The organism is Pyxidicoccus fallax (assembly GCF_012933655.1).
GTDB lineage: Bacteria > Myxococcota > Myxococcia > Myxococcales > Myxococcaceae > Myxococcus > Myxococcus fallax.
The window spans coordinates 57,258-77,336 of sequence record NZ_JABBJJ010000018.1 but is presented as its reverse complement, the minus strand read 5'-3'; the positions used below and the strand labels follow the sequence as shown (position 1 = coordinate 77,336).

16 protein-coding genes are annotated in these 20,079 nt (G+C 71.4%); 7 read left to right on the top strand and 9 right to left on the bottom strand.

The window, feature by feature from the left end; genetic code table 11:
* Positions 1-258 precede the first annotated feature (258 nt).
* On the top strand, positions 259-1,809 hold the full coding sequence (locus HG543_RS06140) for a Glu/Leu/Phe/Val dehydrogenase dimerization domain-containing protein (protein ID WP_169343730.1): 1,551 nt from the start codon (positions 259-261) through the stop codon (positions 1,807-1,809).
* A 162-nt stretch (positions 1,810-1,971) separates the two neighbouring features.
* Here HG543_RS06140 and HG543_RS06135 read toward each other — a convergent pair whose 3' ends face one another.
* Positions 1,972-2,331, bottom strand: coding sequence for a PilZ domain-containing protein (locus HG543_RS06135; protein ID WP_169343729.1), 360 nt, complete (start codon positions 2,329-2,331; stop codon positions 1,972-1,974).
* Positions 2,332-2,513: 182 nt separating this feature from the next.
* Between HG543_RS06135 and HG543_RS06130 the strand changes: the two genes are divergently transcribed.
* Positions 2,514-3,146 (top strand): DUF6066 family protein, encoded by a 633-nt coding sequence (locus HG543_RS06130; protein ID WP_169343728.1) that lies wholly within the window; start codon positions 2,514-2,516, stop codon positions 3,144-3,146.
* Between the two features lie 3 nt (positions 3,147-3,149).
* On the opposite strand, the gene HG543_RS06125 is transcribed toward HG543_RS06130, so the two are convergent.
* From HG543_RS06125 to HG543_RS06100, 6 genes are all read right to left on the bottom strand, one after another.
* The gene (locus tag HG543_RS06125; protein ID WP_169343737.1) at positions 3,150-4,610 is read right to left on the bottom strand and encodes a trypsin-like peptidase domain-containing protein; all 1,461 of its coding nucleotides are present in this window, start codon (positions 4,608-4,610) and stop codon (positions 3,150-3,152) included.
* Between the two features lie 57 nt (positions 4,611-4,667).
* The gene (locus tag HG543_RS06120) at positions 4,668-5,291 is read right to left on the bottom strand and encodes a nucleotide exchange factor GrpE (RefSeq protein ID WP_169343727.1); all 624 of its coding nucleotides are present in this window, start codon (positions 5,289-5,291) and stop codon (positions 4,668-4,670) included.
* A 98-nt stretch (positions 5,292-5,389) separates the two neighbouring features.
* Positions 5,390-5,635, bottom strand: a complete 246-nt coding sequence (locus HG543_RS06115) for a hypothetical protein (RefSeq protein ID WP_169343726.1) — start codon at positions 5,633-5,635, stop codon at positions 5,390-5,392.
* A 115-nt stretch (positions 5,636-5,750) separates the two neighbouring features.
* Entirely contained in the window at positions 5,751-7,811 is a 2,061-nt protein-coding gene (ftsH, locus tag HG543_RS06110; protein WP_246356801.1) for an ATP-dependent zinc metalloprotease FtsH, read from the bottom strand.
* A gap of 149 nt (positions 7,812-7,960) precedes the next feature.
* Positions 7,961-8,899 carry a hypothetical protein gene (locus tag HG543_RS06105; RefSeq protein ID WP_343073285.1) on the bottom strand — a complete coding sequence of 313 codons (939 nt, stop codon included), beginning with the start codon at positions 8,897-8,899 and terminating at the stop codon, positions 7,961-7,963.
* Between the two features lies 1 nt (position 8,900).
* Positions 8,901-9,308: a (deoxy)nucleoside triphosphate pyrophosphohydrolase gene (locus HG543_RS06100; protein ID WP_169343725.1), complete on the bottom strand. Its 408-nt coding sequence runs from the start codon at positions 9,306-9,308 to the stop codon at positions 8,901-8,903.
* A 263-nt stretch (positions 9,309-9,571) separates the two neighbouring features.
* Between HG543_RS06100 and HG543_RS06095 the strand changes: the two genes are divergently transcribed.
* From HG543_RS06095 to HG543_RS06085, 3 genes are all read left to right on the top strand, one after another.
* Positions 9,572-9,820 (top strand): helix-turn-helix domain-containing protein, encoded by a 249-nt coding sequence (locus HG543_RS06095; RefSeq protein WP_246356796.1) that lies wholly within the window; start codon positions 9,572-9,574, stop codon positions 9,818-9,820.
* A gap of 84 nt (positions 9,821-9,904) precedes the next feature.
* Positions 9,905-13,921: a serine/threonine-protein kinase gene (locus tag HG543_RS56195; protein WP_169343724.1), complete on the top strand. Its 4,017-nt coding sequence runs from the start codon at positions 9,905-9,907 to the stop codon at positions 13,919-13,921.
* A complete protein-coding gene (locus HG543_RS06085; RefSeq protein WP_169343723.1) occupies positions 13,918-15,219 on the top strand; it encodes a serine/threonine-protein kinase in 1,302 nt (433 codons plus the stop codon). The genes HG543_RS56195 and HG543_RS06085 overlap by 4 nt, the downstream gene beginning before the upstream one ends.
* Positions 15,220-15,227: 8 nt before the next feature.
* On the opposite strand, the gene HG543_RS06080 is transcribed toward HG543_RS06085, so the two are convergent.
* Positions 15,228-16,109 carry a LysR substrate-binding domain-containing protein gene (locus HG543_RS06080; protein WP_169343722.1) on the bottom strand — a complete coding sequence of 294 codons (882 nt, stop codon included), beginning with the start codon at positions 16,107-16,109 and terminating at the stop codon, positions 15,228-15,230.
* A gap of 118 nt (positions 16,110-16,227) precedes the next feature.
* Here HG543_RS06080 and HG543_RS06075 point away from each other — a divergent pair, with 118 nt between their 5' ends.
* A complete protein-coding gene (locus HG543_RS06075; RefSeq protein WP_169343721.1) occupies positions 16,228-17,241 on the top strand; it encodes a zinc-binding alcohol dehydrogenase family protein in 1,014 nt (337 codons plus the stop codon).
* 9 nt (positions 17,242-17,250) lie between these two features.
* On the opposite strand, the gene HG543_RS06070 is transcribed toward HG543_RS06075, so the two are convergent.
* A complete protein-coding gene (locus HG543_RS06070; protein WP_169343720.1) occupies positions 17,251-18,630 on the bottom strand; it encodes a sigma 54-interacting transcriptional regulator in 1,380 nt (459 codons plus the stop codon).
* 34 nt (positions 18,631-18,664) lie between these two features.
* Between HG543_RS06070 and HG543_RS06065 the strand changes: the two genes are divergently transcribed.
* On the top strand, positions 18,665-20,056 hold the full coding sequence (locus HG543_RS06065; RefSeq protein ID WP_169343719.1) for an MBL fold metallo-hydrolase RNA specificity domain-containing protein: 1,392 nt from the start codon (positions 18,665-18,667) through the stop codon (positions 20,054-20,056).
* The last annotated feature ends 23 nt before the right edge of the window (positions 20,057-20,079 follow it).

Below are 20,079 nucleotides of genomic sequence, written 5' to 3'. Positions count from 1 at the left end.
AGAGATGCTTATAAGAGACAGCTCCTTGGCCCAGCAACCGTCCCCGGGGAATCCACCGTGACAGCGATGACACACCGCGTCCGACCTCGCTGACACAGCGCGTTGCCATAAGTGCCCGTCATCCCTCCATTTTTTGAAGGATGACACCTCACTGCCGGCGGTTGAATCCGCAGGGCGGCTATGCACATAAGGGCCGCCATCCCGCGTGCCTCGCCACCAACACACCCCCGGCGAGGCCGACAAGGAGCGTTTCCCGTCATGGCCAGCGAAGAGAATTTCATGCGCGCCCCGGCCCCCACGCCCAAGCGCACTGTCTACACGGAGGCGATGGAGATCTTCCACCGCGCCGCGGACCTCATCAAGCTGGACAAGCGCGTCCGCCTGGAGCTGGAAGAGCCCGACTACGAGCACATCTTCTACGTCACGGCCAAGCTGAAGGACCGCCTCGTTCCGCTCGCCCCGGACAGGGCGAAGTCCTTCGCCGACCTGCCCGAGACGCAGGTCCGCAACAAGGAGGGCCTGGAGCTGCTGGCCAACGGCAGCATCATCCTCAACGGCCGCGCGCTCCTCGGCTCCGACGTCGCCATCCGCCAGGGCCACCTGCGCCTGCCGGACGGCAAGGTCTACCAGCTCGTCCCCGGTGAGTCCCAGCGCTTCAAGGCCTACCGCGTCCAGCACAACCAGGCCCGCGGCCCCTACAAGGGCGGCCTCCGCTATCACCGCGAGGTCTCCCTGGACCTCTTCAAGGCGCTCGCCGCCGAGATGACCTGGAAGACGGCCATCTCCGAGGTCCCGTTCGGCGGCGGCAAGGGCGGCATCCAGATCGACCCGCGCGAGTACGGCAAGGAAGAGCTGGAGGCCATCACCCTGCGCTTCATGTACCGGCTCAAGAGCCTCATCGGGCCGAACATCGACATCCCCGCCCCCGACGTGGGCACCAACCCGGAGATCATGGCGCTCCTGTACCGCCAGTTCTCCGACGGTGAGCGCGAGCGCCACAACCTGCGCGGCATCGTCACCGGCAAGGACGTGCGCATCGGCGGCTCCGAGGGCCGCGGCAAGGCCACCGGCCAGGGCGTCGCCTTCTGCATCGAGGACTACTACGCCGACCGCGGCGAGTCCGTGAAGGGCAAGACGTTCATCCTCCAGGGCTTCGGCAACGTGGGCAGCCACGCCGCCATGATCCTGGGCAACATGGGCGCCCGCCTCCTGGCGGTCAACGATGCCGACGGCACCATCTACAACGGTGACGGCATCGACGTGAACGCCCTCGCCGCCTACGTCCAGGACCCGAAGAACCTCAAGCGCAGCGTGCTCGGCTTCCCCGGCGCCCAGCGCATCGAGAAGAAGGACCTGTGGGACGTCCAGGCCGAGATTCTCATCCCCGCCGCCCTGGGTGGTGAGATCACGGCCGACATCGCCGAGCGCCTCAAGGTGAAGCTCATCGCCGAGGGCGCCAACGGCCCCACCACCCCCGAGGCCGACCGCGTCCTCCAGAAGCGCGGCATCGAGCTCATCCCGGACATCATCGCCAACGCTGGCGGCGTGACGGTGAGCTACTACGAGTGGATCCAGAACAAGCGCATGGAGCGCTGGAGCGAGGCCGAGGTCGACCAGCGCCTCGAGCGCGCCATGAAGCGCAACTACCGCATCATCCGCGACATCTCCCGCAACCAGCCGCGCAAGACGGAGATGCACGACAGCCGTCAGTACTGCATCGGTGAGACGGTCGACACCCGCTGCGCCGCCATGATCCTGGCGCTCAAGCGCATCGAGGCCCACTACCTCCTCGAGGGCTTCTCGCAGTAACCCCCGAAGCCCCACTCGCTGTAACGACGAAGGGCACGTCCTCCACCCTTGGGAGGCCGTGCCCTTCTTGTTTCCCGTCAGCCCTGAAAGGCGGCTCCCACGAGCCCCCGCGGTTCCGGGAGCGGCGGGCCGCGAAAGCCCCTCACGGGCCCGGCCGCGACGTCAGTGCATCACCCGCGCGCGGTCCACCAGGAGCAGCGGCGCGTCGTCCTGCGTCTCGTACGCGACGATGCGCAGCCCCACGCCGCGGCTGCTGCCCTCGCGCCCGTCCTTGCGCCCGAAGGACAGGGCCACCTGGTAGCGGACCTCGCACAGGCACGTCATCTCCGTGCCGTCCTCGCCCGCGAAAGTCACCTTGAGCTTCTCGCCCAGGCCCACCGAGTCGCGCACCTCCACGAACATGCCCCGGGCGCTGATGTTCCGGCCCACCCCCCGCATCATCCCGTCCTGGGTGGTGAGGTACACGGTGAAGACCTTGTCGAAACGAAGGTGGCTACGACGCTCTTGGGGACGCTCGAACACTGGGGGGCTACCTCCCGGAACAGGTGGTGACAGGCACACCCTACATGGTAGCCACATGTAGGCAAGTTCTTCACCTACATCTACCCCTGTCCACCCGCACTCACCCTCAAGAGGGAGGTGCCGCGGGCGCGTGGGGGTGGCACAGTCTTCGGCCAAACCCCCGTTTCCTGGAGTCCCCTCACGTGAGTCGCTTCCTCGCCGCCGCCGTCACCCTCCTCCTTCCCGCGCTGGCCCTGGCCGACGTGGACGCCCGCTTCGCGAAGCTGCGCGACGAGGCCGAAGCCCTGGGTGGGCTGGGGGCCTTCCTGGAGAAGTACGTGGGCGCGTGCGAGGGCGCGCTCGTGGACCCCGAGTGCAAGTCGCAGGCGGAGGCCTTCCGGAAGAAGTACCAGGGCAAGCGGCTGTACATGATCATCACCGAGGACGACGCCACCATGCTGGCGCCGGGGCCGTACTCGCCCGCGTCGGGGGAGTACACCATCAACATCACCCCCTTCTTCCCGGGGGGCCGCTACGCCCTGACGCACGGCGCGCCGAAGAAGACGGACGCCAATGGCAACCCCGTCCTCCCGTACCTCGCCGTCACCGGCACCCTGCCGGACGGGTGGAACGCGCAGATGTTCGCGCGGCTGTTCTCCATGCGCGGCGTGCGCGCGCAGGTGGTCTTCACGCCGCAGGGCGTGTGGAGCCTGCCCAAGAAGGGCGGCGGGAAGAACTTCGGCGTCACCGCGCGCGTGGAGGGCATCCTCGTCTCGGAGGGCCGCACCGGCCAGCAGCTCGGCCTGTGGCTCAACGGCAAGGACGCCAACAAGTAGCCGCTAGCGGGCGATGGCCACGTACTGGAGCGCCTCGCCCCGCTTCACCCGCAGGAGGATGCTGGCCCCGGCGCTCCCCTTGGCGAGCGCCGCGCGCACCCCGGCGGCGTCCTTCACCCGGCGGCGGTTGACCTCCGTCACCACGTCGCCGGGCCGCACCCCGGCCGCGAAGGCCGGGCTGTTGGGCGTGACGCCCGACACCAGCGCCCCGGCCCAGGCGTCCTCGCCCAGCGGCGCGGCCACCTCCGGCGTCAGGTCCGTCAGCGCCAGCCCCACGTCCTCCTCGCTGGAGGTCCGCTGCACCAGGCCCAGCGCCTCCTGGGCCTCCGGCGCCGGGCGCACCCGCAGCCGCACCGTCACCTCGCGCGTCTGCCCGTCGCGCAAGAGCGTCAGCCGCGCCTCGGTGCCGGGCGCCAGCAGCGCCACCTTGCGCAGCAGCTGCAGGTACGAGGCGATGGTCCGCCCATTCACCGCCACCAGCCGGTCTCCCGGGCGGATGCCGGCGACGGCCGCGGGGCTGTCCTTGTAGACGTCCTTCACCACGGGGGCGCGGCGCTCCCCGCCCTGGCCGTCGTCGTTGATGACCACGCCCAGCCAGCCACGCTCCAGCTTCCCGTTCTCCCGCAGGTTGGGCAGCAGGTCCTTCACCAGGTTGATGGGCACCGCGAAGCCGATGCCCTGCCCCTGGCTGATGATGGCCGTGTTCACCCCCACCACCTCGCCCTTCATGTTGAAGAGCGGCCCGCCGGAGTTGCCGGGGTTGATGAGGGCGTCCGTCTGGATGAAGTCGTCGAACTGGCCCACGCCCAGCACGCGCTCCTTCGCGGAAATCATGCCGTGCGCCACCGAGTGGTCCAGGCCGAAGGGGTTGCCGATGGCCACCACCCAGTCACCCACCTCCAGCCGGTCCGAGTCCCCCAGGTAGAGCGCCGGCAGGTCCTCCGCCTCGGCGCCGTCGAGCCGCAAGAGGGCCACGTCCGTGGACGCGTCGCGGCCCACCACCTCGGCGGAGAAGGCGCGCCCGTCCGACAGGCGCACCGAAATCTGCCGCGCCCCGGCCACCACGTGGTTGTTGGTGAGCACCAGCCCGTCCGGCGTCAGCACGAAGCCGGAGCCGGTGGCCTTCTTCATCCCCGTAAGCCCGCTGTCGCGCGGGGCCACGGTGGTGATGTTGACGACGCCCGCCTCCACCGCGCGAATCAGCGGCGCCAGCGACGGGGTGGGCACGAAGTCGGGGATGCCCGGGTCATTCCCGGTGCGCTCCCGCCACAGCCCCGGGGTGGGTGCGGTGCGGCCCTCCCCTCCTGTCTGGGCGGCGAACCAGGCGGCGTGCTCGCGCACCCGGGCCTTGAGCCATGAGTCGAGCGGACCCTCGTCGGCACCCGCCGCGGGGGCGAGCGCCAGGACGAGGAGGACGGAAAGCAGTCGGGAGGACACGGGGCGGCAGCTTACACGGCGGGCCATGACGGACCGAGGCAACAGCCACCCCGGACGCTCCCTTCCCGAGCCCCAGGGCGCCCGTCAGGCCTGGGCCGGCGCCACGTACTTGGCCACCTTCACCCGGGCGGGCCGGATGATGCGCTCCTTCAGCCGGTAGCCGGCGCGCACCTCGGCGACCACCTTCTGGTCGTCATCCGGGGTGGTGGTGATCTCCATGTCCGTCGCCTCGGCCACGTTGGGGTCGAAGGGCTGGCCCACCACCTGGATGCGCTCGATGCCGGTGCCCTGCACCTTCGCCAGCAGCCCGTCGCGAATCATCCGCACGCCCTGGGCGAGCGGCGAGGTGTCCTGGGCGCTGGCGGCGAGGCAGCGGTCCAGCTCGTCGATGGCCTCCAGCAGCGTGGTGGCCACGTTGCCGCGCTCCACGTCCATCATCCGGTCGCGCTCGCGGGTGAGCCGCTGCTTGAACTCCTCGCGGTCCCGGTTGACGTCCTGGTAGGCACGGGCGAGCTGGTCGTACTTCTTCCGGGTGGCGTCCAGCTCCGCCCGCAGCTGCTCCTTCTCCGTGTCGACGGGAGGGGCGGCTTGCGCGCCCTGGGACTGCTGCGAGGAAGGCTCACCAGCGCCCGAGGCGGGGCCGGGGCCGTTGGCGGTCTGGGCCTGCTGGGTTTCCGGTGCTGCGTCGGTGCGGGGGTTGCCGTCCATTTCGAGGTACCTGAGCCGATGGTGGGTGCGCGGTGTGCGCGCTAATGGGTTGTGCCCGGAACGTAACCGCGACAGCCCACCTGTCAACGCGCAGGTGCTCAGTGCTGCTGCGGAGCGGCGGGAGGCTCGGACATGAAGCCGTGGTCCACCTGCCCGGTCACCTCGTCGATGATTTCCACCTGCGCGGCGCGCAGCGAGTAGTAGAGGAGCCAGCGCTCCGCCGCCGTCAGGGTGCCCGGAGGCAATGCCGCCTCGATCTCCTGCACCGAGAGTCGCCCCTCCTTCAGCCCCTTGGCGAAGAGGGCTTTCCGGGCCATGTAGCTCTTGCCGATCCTGTTCTCCACGGCGACGCCTCCTTTCGGGCACAAGATAATTTCGCCCACCGGACACCGCAGGGCATCGCGGTGGCGGTGGGCGGAGGCACGCCCGCGAGGCAGGCGTGCGAGCTTCACCGGGGACTCAGGAGTCCAGGGGCGACTTGCCGGTGGCGTGCTGCGTGGGAGGCGTGGGCTCCTCGCCGCCGCCCACGTCCACCGGGTGCGCGGAGATGACCTGGCGCGCCTCGGGGTGCAGCAGGCCCCGCTGGGCCACCACCTTGGGGCCGAGGATGGCCTGCATCGTGTCCTCCTCGATGACCTCCGTGGCCAGCAGCCGCGCCGCCAGGGCCTGCACCTTGTCGCGGTGCGTGAGCAGCGTCTGCCGCGCCCTGTCCAGCGCCTCGCTGACGAGCTTGCGGACCTCCTCGTCAATCATCCGCGCCGTCTGCTCGGAGTAGCTGCGGGACTCCGGCATGCCCGCGGAGCGCAGGAAGCCCGGCCCGTGGTCGGCGCTCAGGGCCACCGGGCCCAGGGTGCTCATGCCGTAGTCGCGCACCATCATCCGGGCCATCTCCGTGGCCTGGCGGATGTCGTTGGAGGCGCCGGTGGAAATCTCCCCGATGAAGATCTCCTCCGCCGCGCGGCCGCCCATCATGCCCGCCATCTTGTCGCGCAGCTCGTCCAGCGACATGAGGTAGCGGTCCTCCAGGGGCAGCGACATGGTGTAGCCCAGTGCCGCGAGGCCGCGGGGGATGATGGACACCTTCGTCACCCGCTCGGCGTGCGGCATCATCCAGCCCACCACCGCGTGGCCCGCCTCGTGGTGCGCGACGATTTCCTTCTCGCGCTCGTTCATGCGGCGGTTCTTCTTCTCCAGGCCCGCCACCACGCGTTCAATCGCCTCCTCGAAGTCCGCCCGCATCACCGCGTCGCGGTTGCGCCGCGCGGCCAGCAGCGCCGCCTCGTTCACCACGTTGGCGAGGTCCGCGCCGGCGAAGCCCGGCGTGCGCGAGGCAATGGACTTCAGGTCCACGTCCGAGCCCAGCTTCACGCCCTTCGAATGGATTTCCAGCACGCGCTCGCGGCCCCGCTTGTCCGGCCGGTCCACCAGCACCTGCCGGTCGAAGCGGCCCGGGCGCATCAGCGCGCTGTCCAGGATTTCGGGCCGGTTGGTGGCCGCGAGGATGATGAGGCCCGCACGGCTGTCGAAGCCGTCCATCTCCGCCAGCAGCTGGTTGAGCGTCTGCTCGCGCTCGTCATGGCCGCCGGCGACGCCCGCGTTGCGGCTCTTGCCGATGGCGTCCAGCTCGTCGATGAAGATGATGCACGGCGCCTTGGCGGTGGCCTGAGCGAAGAGGTCCCTCACGCGGGCGGCGCCCACGCCGACGAACATCTCCACGAACTCGGAGCCGGAGAGGCTGAAGAAGGGCACGCCCGCCTCACCCGCCACGGCGCGCGCCAGCAGCGTCTTGCCGGTGCCCGGCGGGCCCACCAGCAGCACGCCCTTGGGGATGCGGCCGCCCAGGCGGCGGAACTTCTCCGGCGTCTTGAGGAACTCGACGATTTCACGCAGCTCGTCGACGGCCTCGTCCACGCCGGCCACGTCCTTGAAGCCCACGCCGGTGTCGGCCTCGGCCTGCACCTTCGCGCGCGTCTTGCCGAAGCTCATGACGCTCTGCGGGCCCTGGCCGATGCCGCCGGCCACCCTTCGCATCATGAAGGACCAGAAGAGGAAGAACAGGCCCAGCGGCAGCAGCCATATCCACAGGGCCTCGCCCAGGCCGGACTGCGGCACCGCCTCGAACTGGATGTTCTTCTCCTGCAGCAACGGGACGAGCGACTCGTCACCGGGGACGCGGTACGCCATCCACGGCAGGGCGCTGGGCTCGCTGCGCAGCGTGCGGTCCCCCGACGGCGGCGGCTGCTGCGCCGTGTCCTTGAGGAAACCCTTCACCCACTCGTTGGAAATCTGGACCCGGCTGAAGTTGCCGGCCTCCACCGCGTCGCGGAACTGGCTGTAGCTGACCCGCCGCACGCCCGCGTCCTGGAAGACGTTGCGGAAGAGCAGGAAGCCCAGGACCAACAACAAGATGTAGCCCAGCGGTGAGCCGAGCTTGAAGCCCCGCCCCGGTGTCGTCGGAGGTGGCTTGTCTGTCTTCTTCCCGCGCGGGCTCATCCCCGGCGGCAAATCCTGTGGCTTCATCGTCGGCACGCTCGCCCTCCCCCTCCTCCACACACCGTGGCACCCTGCCCTGGTGGCGGTACCCCAAGCTGTGGCCAAAGATGTTCACCGTCGCCATACCGTCAACCCGGCAGGCGGGCTTCACCTGAGGTGCCAGCCTTAGCGACGGATCAGCGACAACGCGTGAGGAACAACGGTTGACTGGTGAACTCGGAGCCCAGCAGGTAGCCGTTGCCGTCTTGTAGAAAGGTAATGGCCTCGGCCTGAGCTTGGCTCGCGCCCGGCACCTCGACGAGTTGTCCCTTCAGGAGGTCCTCCAGTCGGGCGGCGTCCGGCTGACGCACCTCCCACACGCGGGTGTAGGTGCGCAGCAGCAGGCGCTGCCCGGAGGGGTGGAGCGAGGCGGCGGTGGTGGCCCGGTCCAGCCCCTCGGGAACCTCCAGCGTGCCCAGCTTCGACGCCTGCACGGACGCCCCCGGCTTGAGGCCGTCCAGCGCGTAGACGTCGCCCAGCGAGTCGCGCGTCTTGGTGACGACGGCCAGCCGCCCCGAGCGCGCGTCCGCCACCAGCGACTCGGCGTCGTGCGCGCCGTCCGGGTACGTGAAGTTGAGCACGTCCACCGGCACGGTGGCGTCGGCCAGCGACTCGGGCTCGGGCAGCCGGTACAGGCGCACCTCATCCCGGCGCTCGAAGTTGTCGCCGATGTCCGCCAGGAAGACGCACGGGCGGGAGTCTCCGGGGGCGCAGGGGCCCACCGTCACGTCCTCGATGTCCCGCGGCTCGCCTCCGGTGAGCGTCAGCCGGGCGCGGAGGGCGCCCGTCTCGTCCAGGGCGTACAGCACGAAGCCGTGGCCGGAGTCGTTGTGCGCCCAGTAGACGCCGGGGTGGCGCTGGCTGGCGGCCAGGCCGGACAGCTCGGGCAGCGCGTCCGGGACGGTGCCCGTCTCCCGGGGCTCGCCATACAGGGTGCAGCCGGGCACACCGTGCGCGGGCACCTGGGAGCCAGCATCGGCCGCGTCGGCGGCCGCGGCCGGCACCGGCTTGGAGCGCGAGCAGGCGGCGAACGCGGCCACCGCGCAGAGACAGAGCACGACCTGACGGGTCGGCACGTCAGGAGTCCAGGTCGAGCAGCTTCGCCAGCGTCTTCGCGTCCGCGTCCGGGAAGCGGTAGTTGGGCATCTCCTCCAACGTTACCCAGCGGTGGTCATGCACGCGGACGTGGCGGATGTGGGACTCGGGCTCCGCCAGCCGGCAGCGGAAGACGCGGAAGTCGATGTCGTACGTCGGGTACTCGTGATGGGTGTGCATGGCCTGCTCGAGCACGTGCACGTCGACTCCCATCTCCTCGCGAATCTCCCGGGCGAGCGCGGTCGCGTCATCCTCGCCCTCCTCCACGCGGCCGCCCGGGAACTCCCACAGGAGGGGCAGCGACGCGGTGGGGGGGCGCTGGGTGATGAGGTAGCACCCCCGCTCGTTCTGGAGCATTGCGCCGACGACGCGGATGTGGCGGCGGGCCATTCGCTTCTCCTGTCTCCTGGGCAGGGGTCTGGGGAGGGGCGACCTAACACAGCCCCCGCCCGTCGCCAATGTGCCACTGCCCCCGCTGGCCACCGTGCGCACGACCTGGCGGGGTGGCCATGCCCGCTCCCCAGACCGCCCCCTGCTCGGGGGCGGGGCAGGCGTCACTTTCCAGGGCGGGACGTCCCATTCCACTGTTCGAGGCCGGGCGTCGGATGCCCGGGCATGTGGTGAATTGGATGACGGACGGGCCGGATGGCGTCATGCTCGGGGATATGACGACGAGTCGGAGGGAAAAGGCCGAGGTGCTCGGCGCGGCACTGAAGGCCGCCCGCCAGCAGGCGGGCCTCGGCATGGAGGAGGTCGCCGAGCGGCTGGAGATTCCCGTGGAGGTCCTGGCCCGGGTGGAGCGCGGGGTGATGGTGCCCACCATCTCCACTCTGACGCGGCTGTGCGTGATTCTGAAGCTCGACCCGGACACGCTGCCGGAGCTGCCGGAGATGACGGACTGAAGCTCCCGGGCGGCGCCCCGCTGTGAGATGATTTTCGGGTTCTGAACGAACGACGGATTTCTCTGGAGTTCGTTCCCACCAGCGATGCGTTGTCCCACCTGTCACCGCCGAGTGGCGGAGCGCTGTCCCCTCCACCCCTCGGCCGAGCCGCGTTCCGCGGTGGCCCCGGCCCGGGCCCCGGACGTGCCGGGCTTCGCCGTGGTGGACCCACTGGGGCGCGGCGGCTTCGGGCGCGTCTTCTCCGCGAGGCGCGAGGCGGACGGACGCGAGGTGGCGCTGAAGGTGCTGGAGCCCCTGGCCAGCGAGCGCCTGGAGCGGGAGGTGGAGGCGCTTCGCCGCGTCGGCCCGCCCGCGGCGCCCCGGTTGCTGGGAGAGACGCGCGCCGTCACGGGCGAGCCCGTGGTGGTGATGGAGCGCATCGATGGGCTCACGCTCGCGCGCAGGCTGGCGGAGCTGCCCGGCCCGGGGGCGCTGCCCTGGAGCGAGGCGGCGCCGCTCATGCGTTGCCTGGCGGAGGCCGTGGGGCACGTGCATGCGGCGGCCGTCGTCCACCGGGACTTGAAGCCGGAGAACGTGATGCTGGCCGGGGCGCGGCTGGTGCTCCTGGACTTCGGGCTGGCGCGGCTGGGGGCGGTGGATGACGCGGAGGCGCCCGCGCCCACCCTCACCCGCACGGGCCAGCGGCTGGGCACGCACGAGTACATGGCGCCCGAGCAGTGCAGGGATGCGCGGGCACTGGACGCGCGGGCGGACCTGTACAGCCTGGGGGTCGTCTTCTTCGAGCTGCTGTGCGGCCGGCCTCCCTTCGTGGGGGACACGGCCGCCGTGCTGCAGGGACATGTCTCGCGCCGACCGCCCTCGCTGAGGGAGCTGGCGCCAGGGCCGGTGCCCGCGCGGGTGGAGGCGCTCGTGCAGCGGCTGCTGGCGAAGGACCCGGAGGAGCGCTTCCCGAGCGCGGCGGCGCTGCTGGACGCGCTGGTGGAGGTGCCGGACACAGAGGTGGCGTCGCCGGTGGTGGCCGCGCGCGCCGGACCTCCTGGAGCCGAAACGCGAGGCCCGCGAGAGGTGGCCCTGCTCGGGGTGAAGACGTCGATGGAGGTGCCAGCCATGCTCGCGCGGCTCTCCGCGTCGGGCGCGGAGCTGGCGCGGGTGGAGGCGGGGCTCGCCATCTTCGCCTTTCCCCAGGCGTCCGGCGTGGAGGCAGGGCTTCGCGCGGCGCTCAGGGCCGCGGAGGTGCTGGGGCCCGTGTTGCCCTCCGGCTCGGTGCGGGTCATCCACTGCGCGCCCCTGCGCGTCCGCGAGCGCGGAGGCCGGCTGACGGTGGGAGGCGCGGCGCTGGAGCGTCCCGAAAAGTGGTGGCCCGCTCCCGAATCCGCTGAAGCCCTGGCCCCTACCCAGGATGGTCTCCGGAGCCCAGGCCCCGGGGATGTTCCCCTCCAGGCCGACGATGTGACGAAAGCGCCCGCGTCCGCGGAGTCACGTGCCCGCTCCGCGAGTCCGGCTCCTGTGCCGGCCTCGACGGCCCCGCCGCGAAGCCCCGCCTCCGGGAGCTCCGTGAGTCCGGCAGGCGCATCCGCCTCCGTCGAGTCCCCTGCCCTCACGCCCGAGGCCCGCGCGTACCTCGGAGAGACTCCCACCGGCCGCACACCGGCTCCCGAGGTGGTGCTGCCCACCATCGACGCGCTCCTGGGCCGCGAGGCGGAGCTGTCCTGGCTGCGAGAAGGACTCGCACGCGCACGCGACAGCGGAGCGCCGACGCTGCGGACCCTCCTGGGCCAGGAGGGCCACGGCAAGACGCGCCTGCTGACCACGTGGCACCGCGAGCTGCGGAGCACACCGGGCGTGTCCGCGCTCTTCGTGGAGGCCCTGCCCGACGAGGGCAGCGCGAGCGAGAGCGGCCTGCGCAACCTCATCACCACCCTCTTCTCACTGCCCCCGTCCACGCCTCCGGACGAGGCGGTCCGGAAGCTCCTCGTCAGCGTGGGGGACGCGCCCACGGTGCACCCGGCCGCGCGCCGGCAGCTCATTGCCCGGGAGCTGGCCTTTCGGCTGTGGCGGCTCGCGGCGGACCGTCCGCTCGTGCTGCTCGTGGACGATGCCCACACGTTGGACCCCACCGCGCTGGACGCGCTGGAGCTGGCCACGCTGGCCGGCGTGAGCGCTCCGCTGTGCGTGGTGCTCGCCGGACGTCACCGGCTGCTGGGCCTGCGGCCGTACCTGGGAGAGCGGGCCAGGGACTCCGCGCTGCATGAGCTCCCCCCGCTCGACGAAGGCGCCGCCCGCGAGCTGCTGCGCCAGTTGCTGCGCCCGGTGGACCTGATTGCAGAGGGCGTGGTGCGCGAGCTGGTGGACCGGTGCGGTGGCTCTCCTCTGCGCCTGCTGGAGACGGCGCGCGTGCTGCGGGCAGCCGGTGCCATCCGCGCGCGAGCGGATGGGGGCGCATACCTCGCGGCGGACGCGCTGCACGCGCTGGCTTCGGATGGCTCACGTCCGGACGAGCTGCTCGCGGAGCGGCGCCTGGCGGCCCTGCCGTCGGGTTTGCGCTCCGTGCTCCAGGTGGCGGCACTGCTCGGGGACGAGGTCCGGCTGGAGGAGTTGTCCGCCACGCTCGCGCACCTCGACGGGAGCGACGCGCTGGACCTGTCGCTGGACCCGGGTGTCGCCCTGGAGCGGCTGGCGCGCGCGGGCACGTTGGAGCCTCGCGGTCCCCGGCGCTGGCGCTTCGAGCACGCCACGCTGCGCGAGGCCTTCGCCGCCCTGCTCCCCCCGGCGCGGAAGCGGCACATCTGCGCGGCGGCCCTGAAGGCCCTGCCCCACGCGGCTTCGGTGCGAAGGGCGCGGCTGGCCGAGGGCGCCGGGGACATCGCGCAGGCCCACGCGCTCCACCGGATGCTCGCCGAGTCCGCTCGCCGCGCGCATCGGCTCCTGGAGGCGGAGCGGCACTACTCCGCGGCGCTGGAGCTGCTGCCTCGCGGAGACGATACGGTCCGCCTGGACCTGCTGTCCGGCCGTGGCCGGGTGCGCTACCGGCTGCAGCGCATCGACGACGCGCTGGCGGACCTGCGCGCCGCGCGAGCCCTGGCGGAGTCGCACGGAGACGCGGTGCGCGAGGCGGACCTGTTGCTGGAGGAGGCCACCGCCCTCGACTGGCAGGACGACTCGGAGGGCTCCACGGCCCTGCTGGAGCAGGCCCTGGGCCGGCTGGGAGACACCGTGCCGCCGGAGCTGGCCGCGCGCCATGCGCTGGCCCGGGCGCGGGTCGTCGTGCGCGGAGGGGACATCCCCGGCGCGGTGCCGCCGCTCGAACGCGCGTTGGAATTGGCGCGTGCCGGTGGCGACGCGGAGTCGGAGGCCATCGCCCTGTCGATGCTCGGCGCCATGCTGGCGTGGACGGGCCGGTTGGACGAGGCGGCGCGGCGCTTCGACGAGGCCATCTCCCTGTGCGAGGCCACGGGCGACACGCTGCACCTGGGCGTGGCGCTCAACAACCGGATGGTGCTGCGCGTGCAGCATCGCGACGTCGCGGGCGCCCGCGCGGACCTGGAGCGCGCCGTGTCCCTGGGACGCGAGCTGGGCAACGTGCAGATTGAACGGACGTCGGCCTTCAACCTGGCGCTGCTGCTCGGCTACCAGGGACGAGCGGCGGAGGCGCTGCCCCTGGCGCGGCGGGCCGGCGTGCTCAGCCAGCGCTTCTTCCCGGGCTCCATGGCGCAGGACGCGCTGCTGGTGGCGCGGCTGTGCTGCGAGCTGGGGGACATGGCGGAGGCGGCACGCCAGCTCACGTGGTTGGAGGAGCCCTCCACCCAGGCGCGGCTGCCTCCAGGGGACCAGCTCATGTTGTCGGTGGTCCGCCGCGTGGTGGGTGAGGCACGGGGCTCGCTGCCCTATGACCCGAAGGACTGGGCCGGGTTGGTGGAGACGGCACGGCAGCAGGCCACGCCGGACGAGCGGCTGGAGGTTCTCGTGTGGGCCGCGAGGGCGGCACGGGTCGCGGGAGATACCGCGACGGTGCGAGCCCGTGCCCGGGAAGTCGATGAGACCGCGCACGAGGCGCCCCTCTGGACGGAGCGCGTCCGGGCACTGGAAGCGGAGGGGCCATGACCAGAGTGGAGGTGTCCTTGTACGGCGACGAGCTGGAGCCCGGGGCGCTCGTGGGGCCCTGGGTGGTGGAGGCCCGTGTCCACGCCGGTGTCACCGCGTGGCTCTACCGCGCCAGCCACCTGTCCACCCGGGCCCCCGCCGCCGTGAAGGTGCTGCGCGCCGAGTACAACCACGTGAGCGAGGTGCTGCGCCGGTTCAAGCAGGAGGCGGACACGCTCCAGGCGCTGCGGCACCCGAACATCGTGGAGGTGCTCGAATACGGCGAGCTGCGCGACGGCCGTCCGTGGCTGGCCATGGAGTGGCTGCCGGGAGAGAGCGTGGACCGCTGGCTCGCGCACCGGGGCCCCTTCTCCGCCGCCGAGGCGCTCACGGTGATGGAGGAGCTGGGTGGAGCGCTGCACCTCGCGCACCGGCTGGGCGTGCTGCACCGGGACCTCAAGGCGCAGAACGTGATGGTCCTCCCGCGCGCGGAGGGCTTCACGGTGAAGCTGGTGGACTTCGGCATCGCCCGCGTCCAGGTGCCCGAGGGGCTCTCCAGTCTCACGAGCGCGGGCGCGGTGCTCGGCACGCCGGTGGCGATGGCGCCGGAGCAGATTCGCGGCCAGTCCGTGGACTCGCGCACGGACCTCTATTCGCTGGGCGTGTTGCTCTACCAGCTCCTCACGGGGCGGCTCCCATTCGAGGGCCCGAGCGCCGTGGAGGTCGAGGAGCAACACCTGCACGCGCCGCCTCCGCGTCTGGGCGAACGTGTCCACGCGCCCCCGGCCCTGGAGTCCGTGCTGCGGCGCTGCCTCGCGAAGCGCCCGGACGAGCGCTGGCACGACGTGCCCGCGTTCCTCGGAGCCCTGCGCGAGGCCCTCGTCCCCGCCGCGTCACCCTCGTGGGCCGCGGGCCTCTACGTGGACGTGCGATTCCCCGAGTCCACCGAGGACCCCTCCGACGAGGACCTGGACGCGCGGGACGCGGCCCTGGACGCGGCGCGTGACACGCTGGAAGCCGCGGGCTGGCGCTTCGCACTGGAGGGAGGCAACGCCCTCCTCGCGTGGCGTGCGCTGCCCGAGGAGAGCACCGCCCGGGCCCACGCCATCGAGGAGACCCGAGCGCTCGCGGAGCAGGTCCTCGCCCGGGCCCGCGCCGCGGCCGGCTCCGCCATCCAGGTACGGCTGCATGCCCATGCGGCTCCGAGCGAAGTCACCCCGGATGCTCAGGGACATCCCAGCCTCGTCGGCGGCGAGCTGCTCCGGCTGGAGCGCTGGACCACGGGCGGCGCGCCGGGCACGGTGACCTGGGCCACCTGAAGCTCCCCTCACCCCACGAGTCGCGGCACCTCGAGCGGGCGCAGGCTGTCCTCGATGAAGCGCACGAGCGTAGACGTCAGCCTCTTGCGCTCCGCGCGCTCCCCGAAGACGGCGAGCTCGATTTCGCCCAGCTCCGGGAAGCCCTCCTCGGCGGACAGCGGGATGAGCCCGCCCGTGAGCGTGCTCTCCGGGAGGACGGCGACGCCGAGCCCCGCCTGGGCCGCCGCGATGACGCCCATCACGCTCTCGCACGTGTAGATGACGCGCCAGGGCTTCCCGACGGAGTCCAGCGCCGCGAGCCCCCGTGAGCGGAAGACACACGGCGCCGGCAGCGTGCACAGCGGGAGCACCGACGCGGCATCCACGCGGAAGTCCTGCGCCATCGCCCAGCGCAGCCGCTCCCGGCGCACCACGCGTCCTCCCTGGCGCGGGTCATCGCGCCGGCACACGGCGAGGTCGAGCTCGCCCCGTTGGAGCAGCTCGAAGAGGTTCTCGTTGGAGTCGACCTTCACCTGGATGTCCACCCGCGGGTACGCCTGCGTGAAGCGCGAGAGGACCACGGGCAGGTGGTGCGGAACGAAGTACTCCGCCACCCCGAGCCGCAGCTCGCCCTCGTTGTCCGGCTCCAGGAAGCGCTGCACCGTCTCGTCGTTCAGCTTGAGAATCTGCCGCGCGTAGCTCAGCAGCAGCTCTCCATCGCGCGTCAGCAGCGGCGAGCGGCTGCTCCGGTCGAACACCTGCCGCTCGAGCAGGTCCTCGAGCCGCTTGATGCGGATGCTCATCGCCGCCTGCGTGCGGCCGAGCCTCGCCCCCGCCGCCGTGAACCCACCCGCGTCCACGATGGTGACGAAGGTCCGCAGCAGGTCCATGTCCAGGTCGGTGTAGCCCATTCATTTCATATGTGACGCTTATCCTGATGATGTCAACTATCAATGGTGAATATCACGTGGCGGCCCCATTCTTATCCGTGCACGGCGCCTCCGACTGGCGCCGGACGAGGAAAGAGCCATGAAAGCCATCGCCTACCGGCAGCCCCTCCCCATCGAGCACGCCCAGAGCCTCATCGACGTGGAGCTGCCCACGCCAAAGCCCACGGGCCGGGACCTGCTGGTCCGCGTCGAGGCCATCTCCGTGAACCCGGTGGACGTGAAGGTGCGGGCCGGAGCGGACCCGAAGGGGCAGGACAAGGTCCTCGGCTGGGACGCGGCCGGGACGGTGCTCGCGGTGGGGCCGGACGCCACGCTGTTCAAGCCCGGCGACGAGGTCTTCTACGCCGGCTCGCTGGACCGGCCCGGCACCAATTCCGAGCAGCACCTGGTGGACGAGCGCATCGTCGGCCGCAAGCCGAAGTCGCTCAGCTTCGCCGAGGCCGCCGCGCTCCCGCTCACCAGCATCACCGCGTGGGAGCTGCTGTTCGACCGGCTGGGCATCCGCAGGGGCAAGCCCGTTGATGCCGGCTCGGTGCTCATCCTCGGCGGCGCGGGCGGCGTGGGCTCCATCGCCATCCAGCTCGCACGGCGCCTCACGGGGCTGAACGTGATTGCCACCGCCTCGCGTCCGGAGACGCAGACCTGGGTCCGTGGGCTGGGCGCGCACCACGTGGTGGACCACCGCGGCGCGTGGCTGGAGCAGGTGAAGGCCATTGCTCCGCGCGGCGTGGAGTACGTGCTCGGCCTCACCCACACCGAGGACCACTTCGATGCCATCGCCGAGGCGCTGGCGCCGCAGGGAGCGCTCGCCCTCATCGACGACCCGGCGAAGCCGCTGCCCATCAACAAGCTGAAGGCGAAGAGTGCCTCGCTGCACTGGGAGTTCATGTTCACCCGGTCGCGCTTCCAGACGCCGGACATGATTGCCCAGCACCACCTGCTGAACGAGGTGGCGGACCTGGTGGACTCCGGAGTCCTGCACACCACGCTCAAGGAGAACCTGGGCCGCATCAACGCCGCCAACCTCAAGCGCGCCCACGCGCTGCTGGAGAGCGGCCGCGCCATGGGCAAGGTCGTTCTCAGCGGCTTCTGACGCGGGGCCTCAACTCCGCAGCCCGTGCCTGCGCAGCAGCCGGTACAGGTACACGCGGTCCATGTCCGCGGCGGTGGCGGCCTGGGACACCTTGCCGCCGTGGAGCTTCAGCAGCGCGTCCAGGTACTCGCGCTCGAACGCCTCCAGCGCGCGGCGGCGGGCCTCGGCGTAGGGCAGCTTCGGATCCACCATGCCGCGCAGCACGCCCTGGGGGCTCACCTCCTCCGAGAGGGGCGGCATCGCGTCCTGGAACACGAGGCAGCGCTCCAGGTGGTTGCGCAGCTCGCGCACGTTGCCCGGCCACGCCGCGTGTTGGAGCTGGGCGATGAACTCGGGCGTGCGCAGCGCCTCCGTCTGCTCGGGCACCGCGCCGAGCGACGCGAGGATGCGCTCGGCGATGAGGGGGATGTCCTCCGGCCGCTCGCGCAGCGCCGGGATGAGGATGCGCACCACAGCGAGCCGGAAGAACAGGTCCGGCCGGAAGCGGCCCGCGTTCACCTCGGCGCGCAAGTCCCGGTGCGTCGCCGCGATGACGCGCACGTTGACGGGCTGGTACGTGTTGGCTCCAAGGCGGCGGATCTCCCGATCCTCCAGCACGCGCAAGAGCTTGGGCTGCAGCTCCGGTGGCAGCTCGCCAATCTCATCCAGGAAGATGGTGCCACCGTCCGCCTCCTCGAAGGCACCCACGCGGCGCTGGAGCGCGCCGGTGAAGGCGCCCTTCTCATGGCCGAACAGCTCGCTCTCCAGCAGGTTGCCGGGGATGGCGCCGCAGTCCACCGTGAGGAACGGCCCGGAGGCGCGAGCACTGGCGCGGTGGATGGCCAGCGCGGCGCGGCTCTTGCCCGTGCCCGTCTCGCCCTCCAGCAGCACCGTGGCGTCGCTCGCCGCCGCGCGCTCCATCAACGCGAAGCTGGCGCGCGTCACCGCCGCGTTGCCCACCAGGTCGCCGAAGGTGCCACGCTCGGAGATGAGGAGCCGGTTGCTCTCCGCGCTGAAGTCGAACCGGACGCTCACCCGCCCCAGGCGCAGCACGCTGCCGCCGCGCAGCCACGCCTCACGCACGTGGACCCCGTCGAGCACCGTGCCGTTGCGGCTGTCCAAATCCCTCACGCGGGCGCCATCCCGGTCGATCTTCACCTCACAGTGGAAGCGCGACACGGTGGGCTCGTCGAGCACGAGGTCATTGAGCGCGTGCGAGCCGATGGAGAAGGTGTCCGCGTTCGAGTCCTTCACGAATCCAGGCTGCGGCCCCTCCTGGACGGTGAAGCGGAAGCGGCGGACGGCGCCGGAGAACCCGGGCCTTCCCGTGCCAGTGGGCAGCGTCTGCTGAACGTCCTCGGGGCCCACGGTCGGGCGCCCCCCGCCCTGCGGTCGTTCGGAGTTGCTCATGGGCGTTACACGTTATCACGCTAGAGTGCGGCTCATGGCCTCCCTCCACTTCCTCGGTGCCGCCGGCACGGTGACCGGCTCCAAGTTCCTCCTCGAGCACGATGGCCGGAAGGTGCTCGTCGACTGCGGTCTGTTCCAGGGACAGAAGGACCTGCGCCAGCGCAACTGGCAGCCGCTCCCCCTCCCGCCCTCCAGCCTGGACGCCATCGTGCTGACGCACGCTCACATCGACCACACGGGCGGCCTACCGAGAGTGGTGCGCGACGGCTACGACGGCCCCGTGTACACCACGCCGGGCACGAGAGACCTCGCGGCGCTGCTGCTGCCGGACTCCGCGCACCTGCACGAGGAGGAGGCGCGCTACGCCAACAAGGAGGGCTTCTCCAAGCACCGCCCCGCCCTGCCGCTGTACACGGTGTCCGACGCCGAGCGCGCCGTCGGCCTCATCGAGACCTTCGGCTACGAGCGGCCCAAGGAAATCCTCCCGGGCATCACCCTCACCTTCTACCGTGCAGGCCACATCCTGGGCTCGGCGGTGTGCGTCTTCGACCTGAAGAGCACGCGGCAGCGGGTGGTGTTCAGCGGTGACCTCGGCCGCTACCAGGCGCCCATCCTGAGAGACCCGCAGAGCGTGGCCTCGGCGACGACGCTGGTGGTGGAGAGCACCTACGGAGACCGGCAGCACCGCGAGACGAAGCCCATCGAAGCCCTGCAGGAGGCGGTCTCCGGCGCCTTCGAGCGCGGCGGCGTGGTGGTGATTCCCGCCTTCGCGATTGGCCGCACGCAGGAGCTGCTCTACCACCTGCGCCAGCTGGAGGACGAGAAGCGCATCCCCGTGGTGGACGTGTTCGTGGACTCGCCGATGGCGTGTGACGCGACGCCCATCTACCTCGCGCACCCCGAGGAGCACGACCTGGTGATGAAGTCGCTGGTGGAGCGCGGCGCGTCCCCGCTGGCCACGCGGCGCACGCGGTTCATCACTTCGCCCAACGAGAGCAAGCGGCTGAACATGCACGAGGGCCCGGCGGTCATCATCTCCGCGTCCGGCATGGCCACGGGCGGGCGCATCCTCCACCACCTGAAGCACCGGCTGCCGGACCCGCGCAACACGGTACTGTTCGTCGGTTATCAGTCCGTGGGCTCGCGAGGGCGGCGGCTGTTGGATGGGGAGAAGGAGATTCGCATCCACGGGCAGATGGTGCCGGTGGGGGCGGAGATTCGCACGGTGTCCGGCTTCTCCGCGCACGCGGACTGGACGGAGACGATGCGGTGGATGGAGGGCTTCGACGCCCCACCCCGCCAGACGCTGCTGGTCCACGGCGAGCCGGAGGCCCTGGAGGCCCTGCGCCAGCGCGTCCGGTCCAAGGGTTGGAAGGCCTACGTTCCGGGCTACCTGGAGAAGGTGGAACTGGAGCTCGCCGCGTAATCAATCCCCGGGCGAGCCCTGGT

Excerpts from the sequence above, each read along its gene's own strand:
- HG543_RS06140 (WP_169343730.1), top strand. The coding sequence starts at position 259 with ATGGCCAGCGAAGAGAATTTCATGCGCGCCCCGGCCCCCACGCCCAAG.
- HG543_RS06125 (WP_169343737.1), bottom strand. The coding sequence starts at position 4,610 with ATGGCCCGCCGTGTAAGCTGCCGCCCCGTGTCCTCCCGACTGCTTTCC.
- HG543_RS06120 (WP_169343727.1), bottom strand. The coding sequence starts at position 5,291 with ATGGACGGCAACCCCCGCACCGACGCAGCACCGGAAACCCAGCAGGCC.
- ftsH (WP_246356801.1), bottom strand. The coding sequence starts at position 7,811 with ATGAAGCCACAGGATTTGCCGCCGGGGATGAGCCCGCGCGGGAAGAAG.
- HG543_RS06100 (WP_169343725.1), bottom strand. The coding sequence starts at position 9,308 with ATGGCCCGCCGCCACATCCGCGTCGTCGGCGCAATGCTCCAGAACGAG.
- HG543_RS06095 (WP_246356796.1), top strand. The coding sequence starts at position 9,572 with ATGCTCGGGGATATGACGACGAGTCGGAGGGAAAAGGCCGAGGTGCTC.
- HG543_RS56195 (WP_169343724.1), top strand. The coding sequence starts at position 9,905 with ATGCGTTGTCCCACCTGTCACCGCCGAGTGGCGGAGCGCTGTCCCCTC.
- HG543_RS06085 (WP_169343723.1), top strand. The coding sequence starts at position 13,918 with ATGACCAGAGTGGAGGTGTCCTTGTACGGCGACGAGCTGGAGCCCGGG.
- HG543_RS06080 (WP_169343722.1), bottom strand. The coding sequence starts at position 16,109 with ATGGGCTACACCGACCTGGACATGGACCTGCTGCGGACCTTCGTCACC.
- HG543_RS06075 (WP_169343721.1), top strand. The coding sequence starts at position 16,228 with ATGAAAGCCATCGCCTACCGGCAGCCCCTCCCCATCGAGCACGCCCAG.
- HG543_RS06070 (WP_169343720.1), bottom strand. The coding sequence starts at position 18,630 with ATGAGCAACTCCGAACGACCGCAGGGCGGGGGGCGCCCGACCGTGGGC.
- HG543_RS06065 (WP_169343719.1), top strand. The coding sequence starts at position 18,665 with ATGGCCTCCCTCCACTTCCTCGGTGCCGCCGGCACGGTGACCGGCTCC.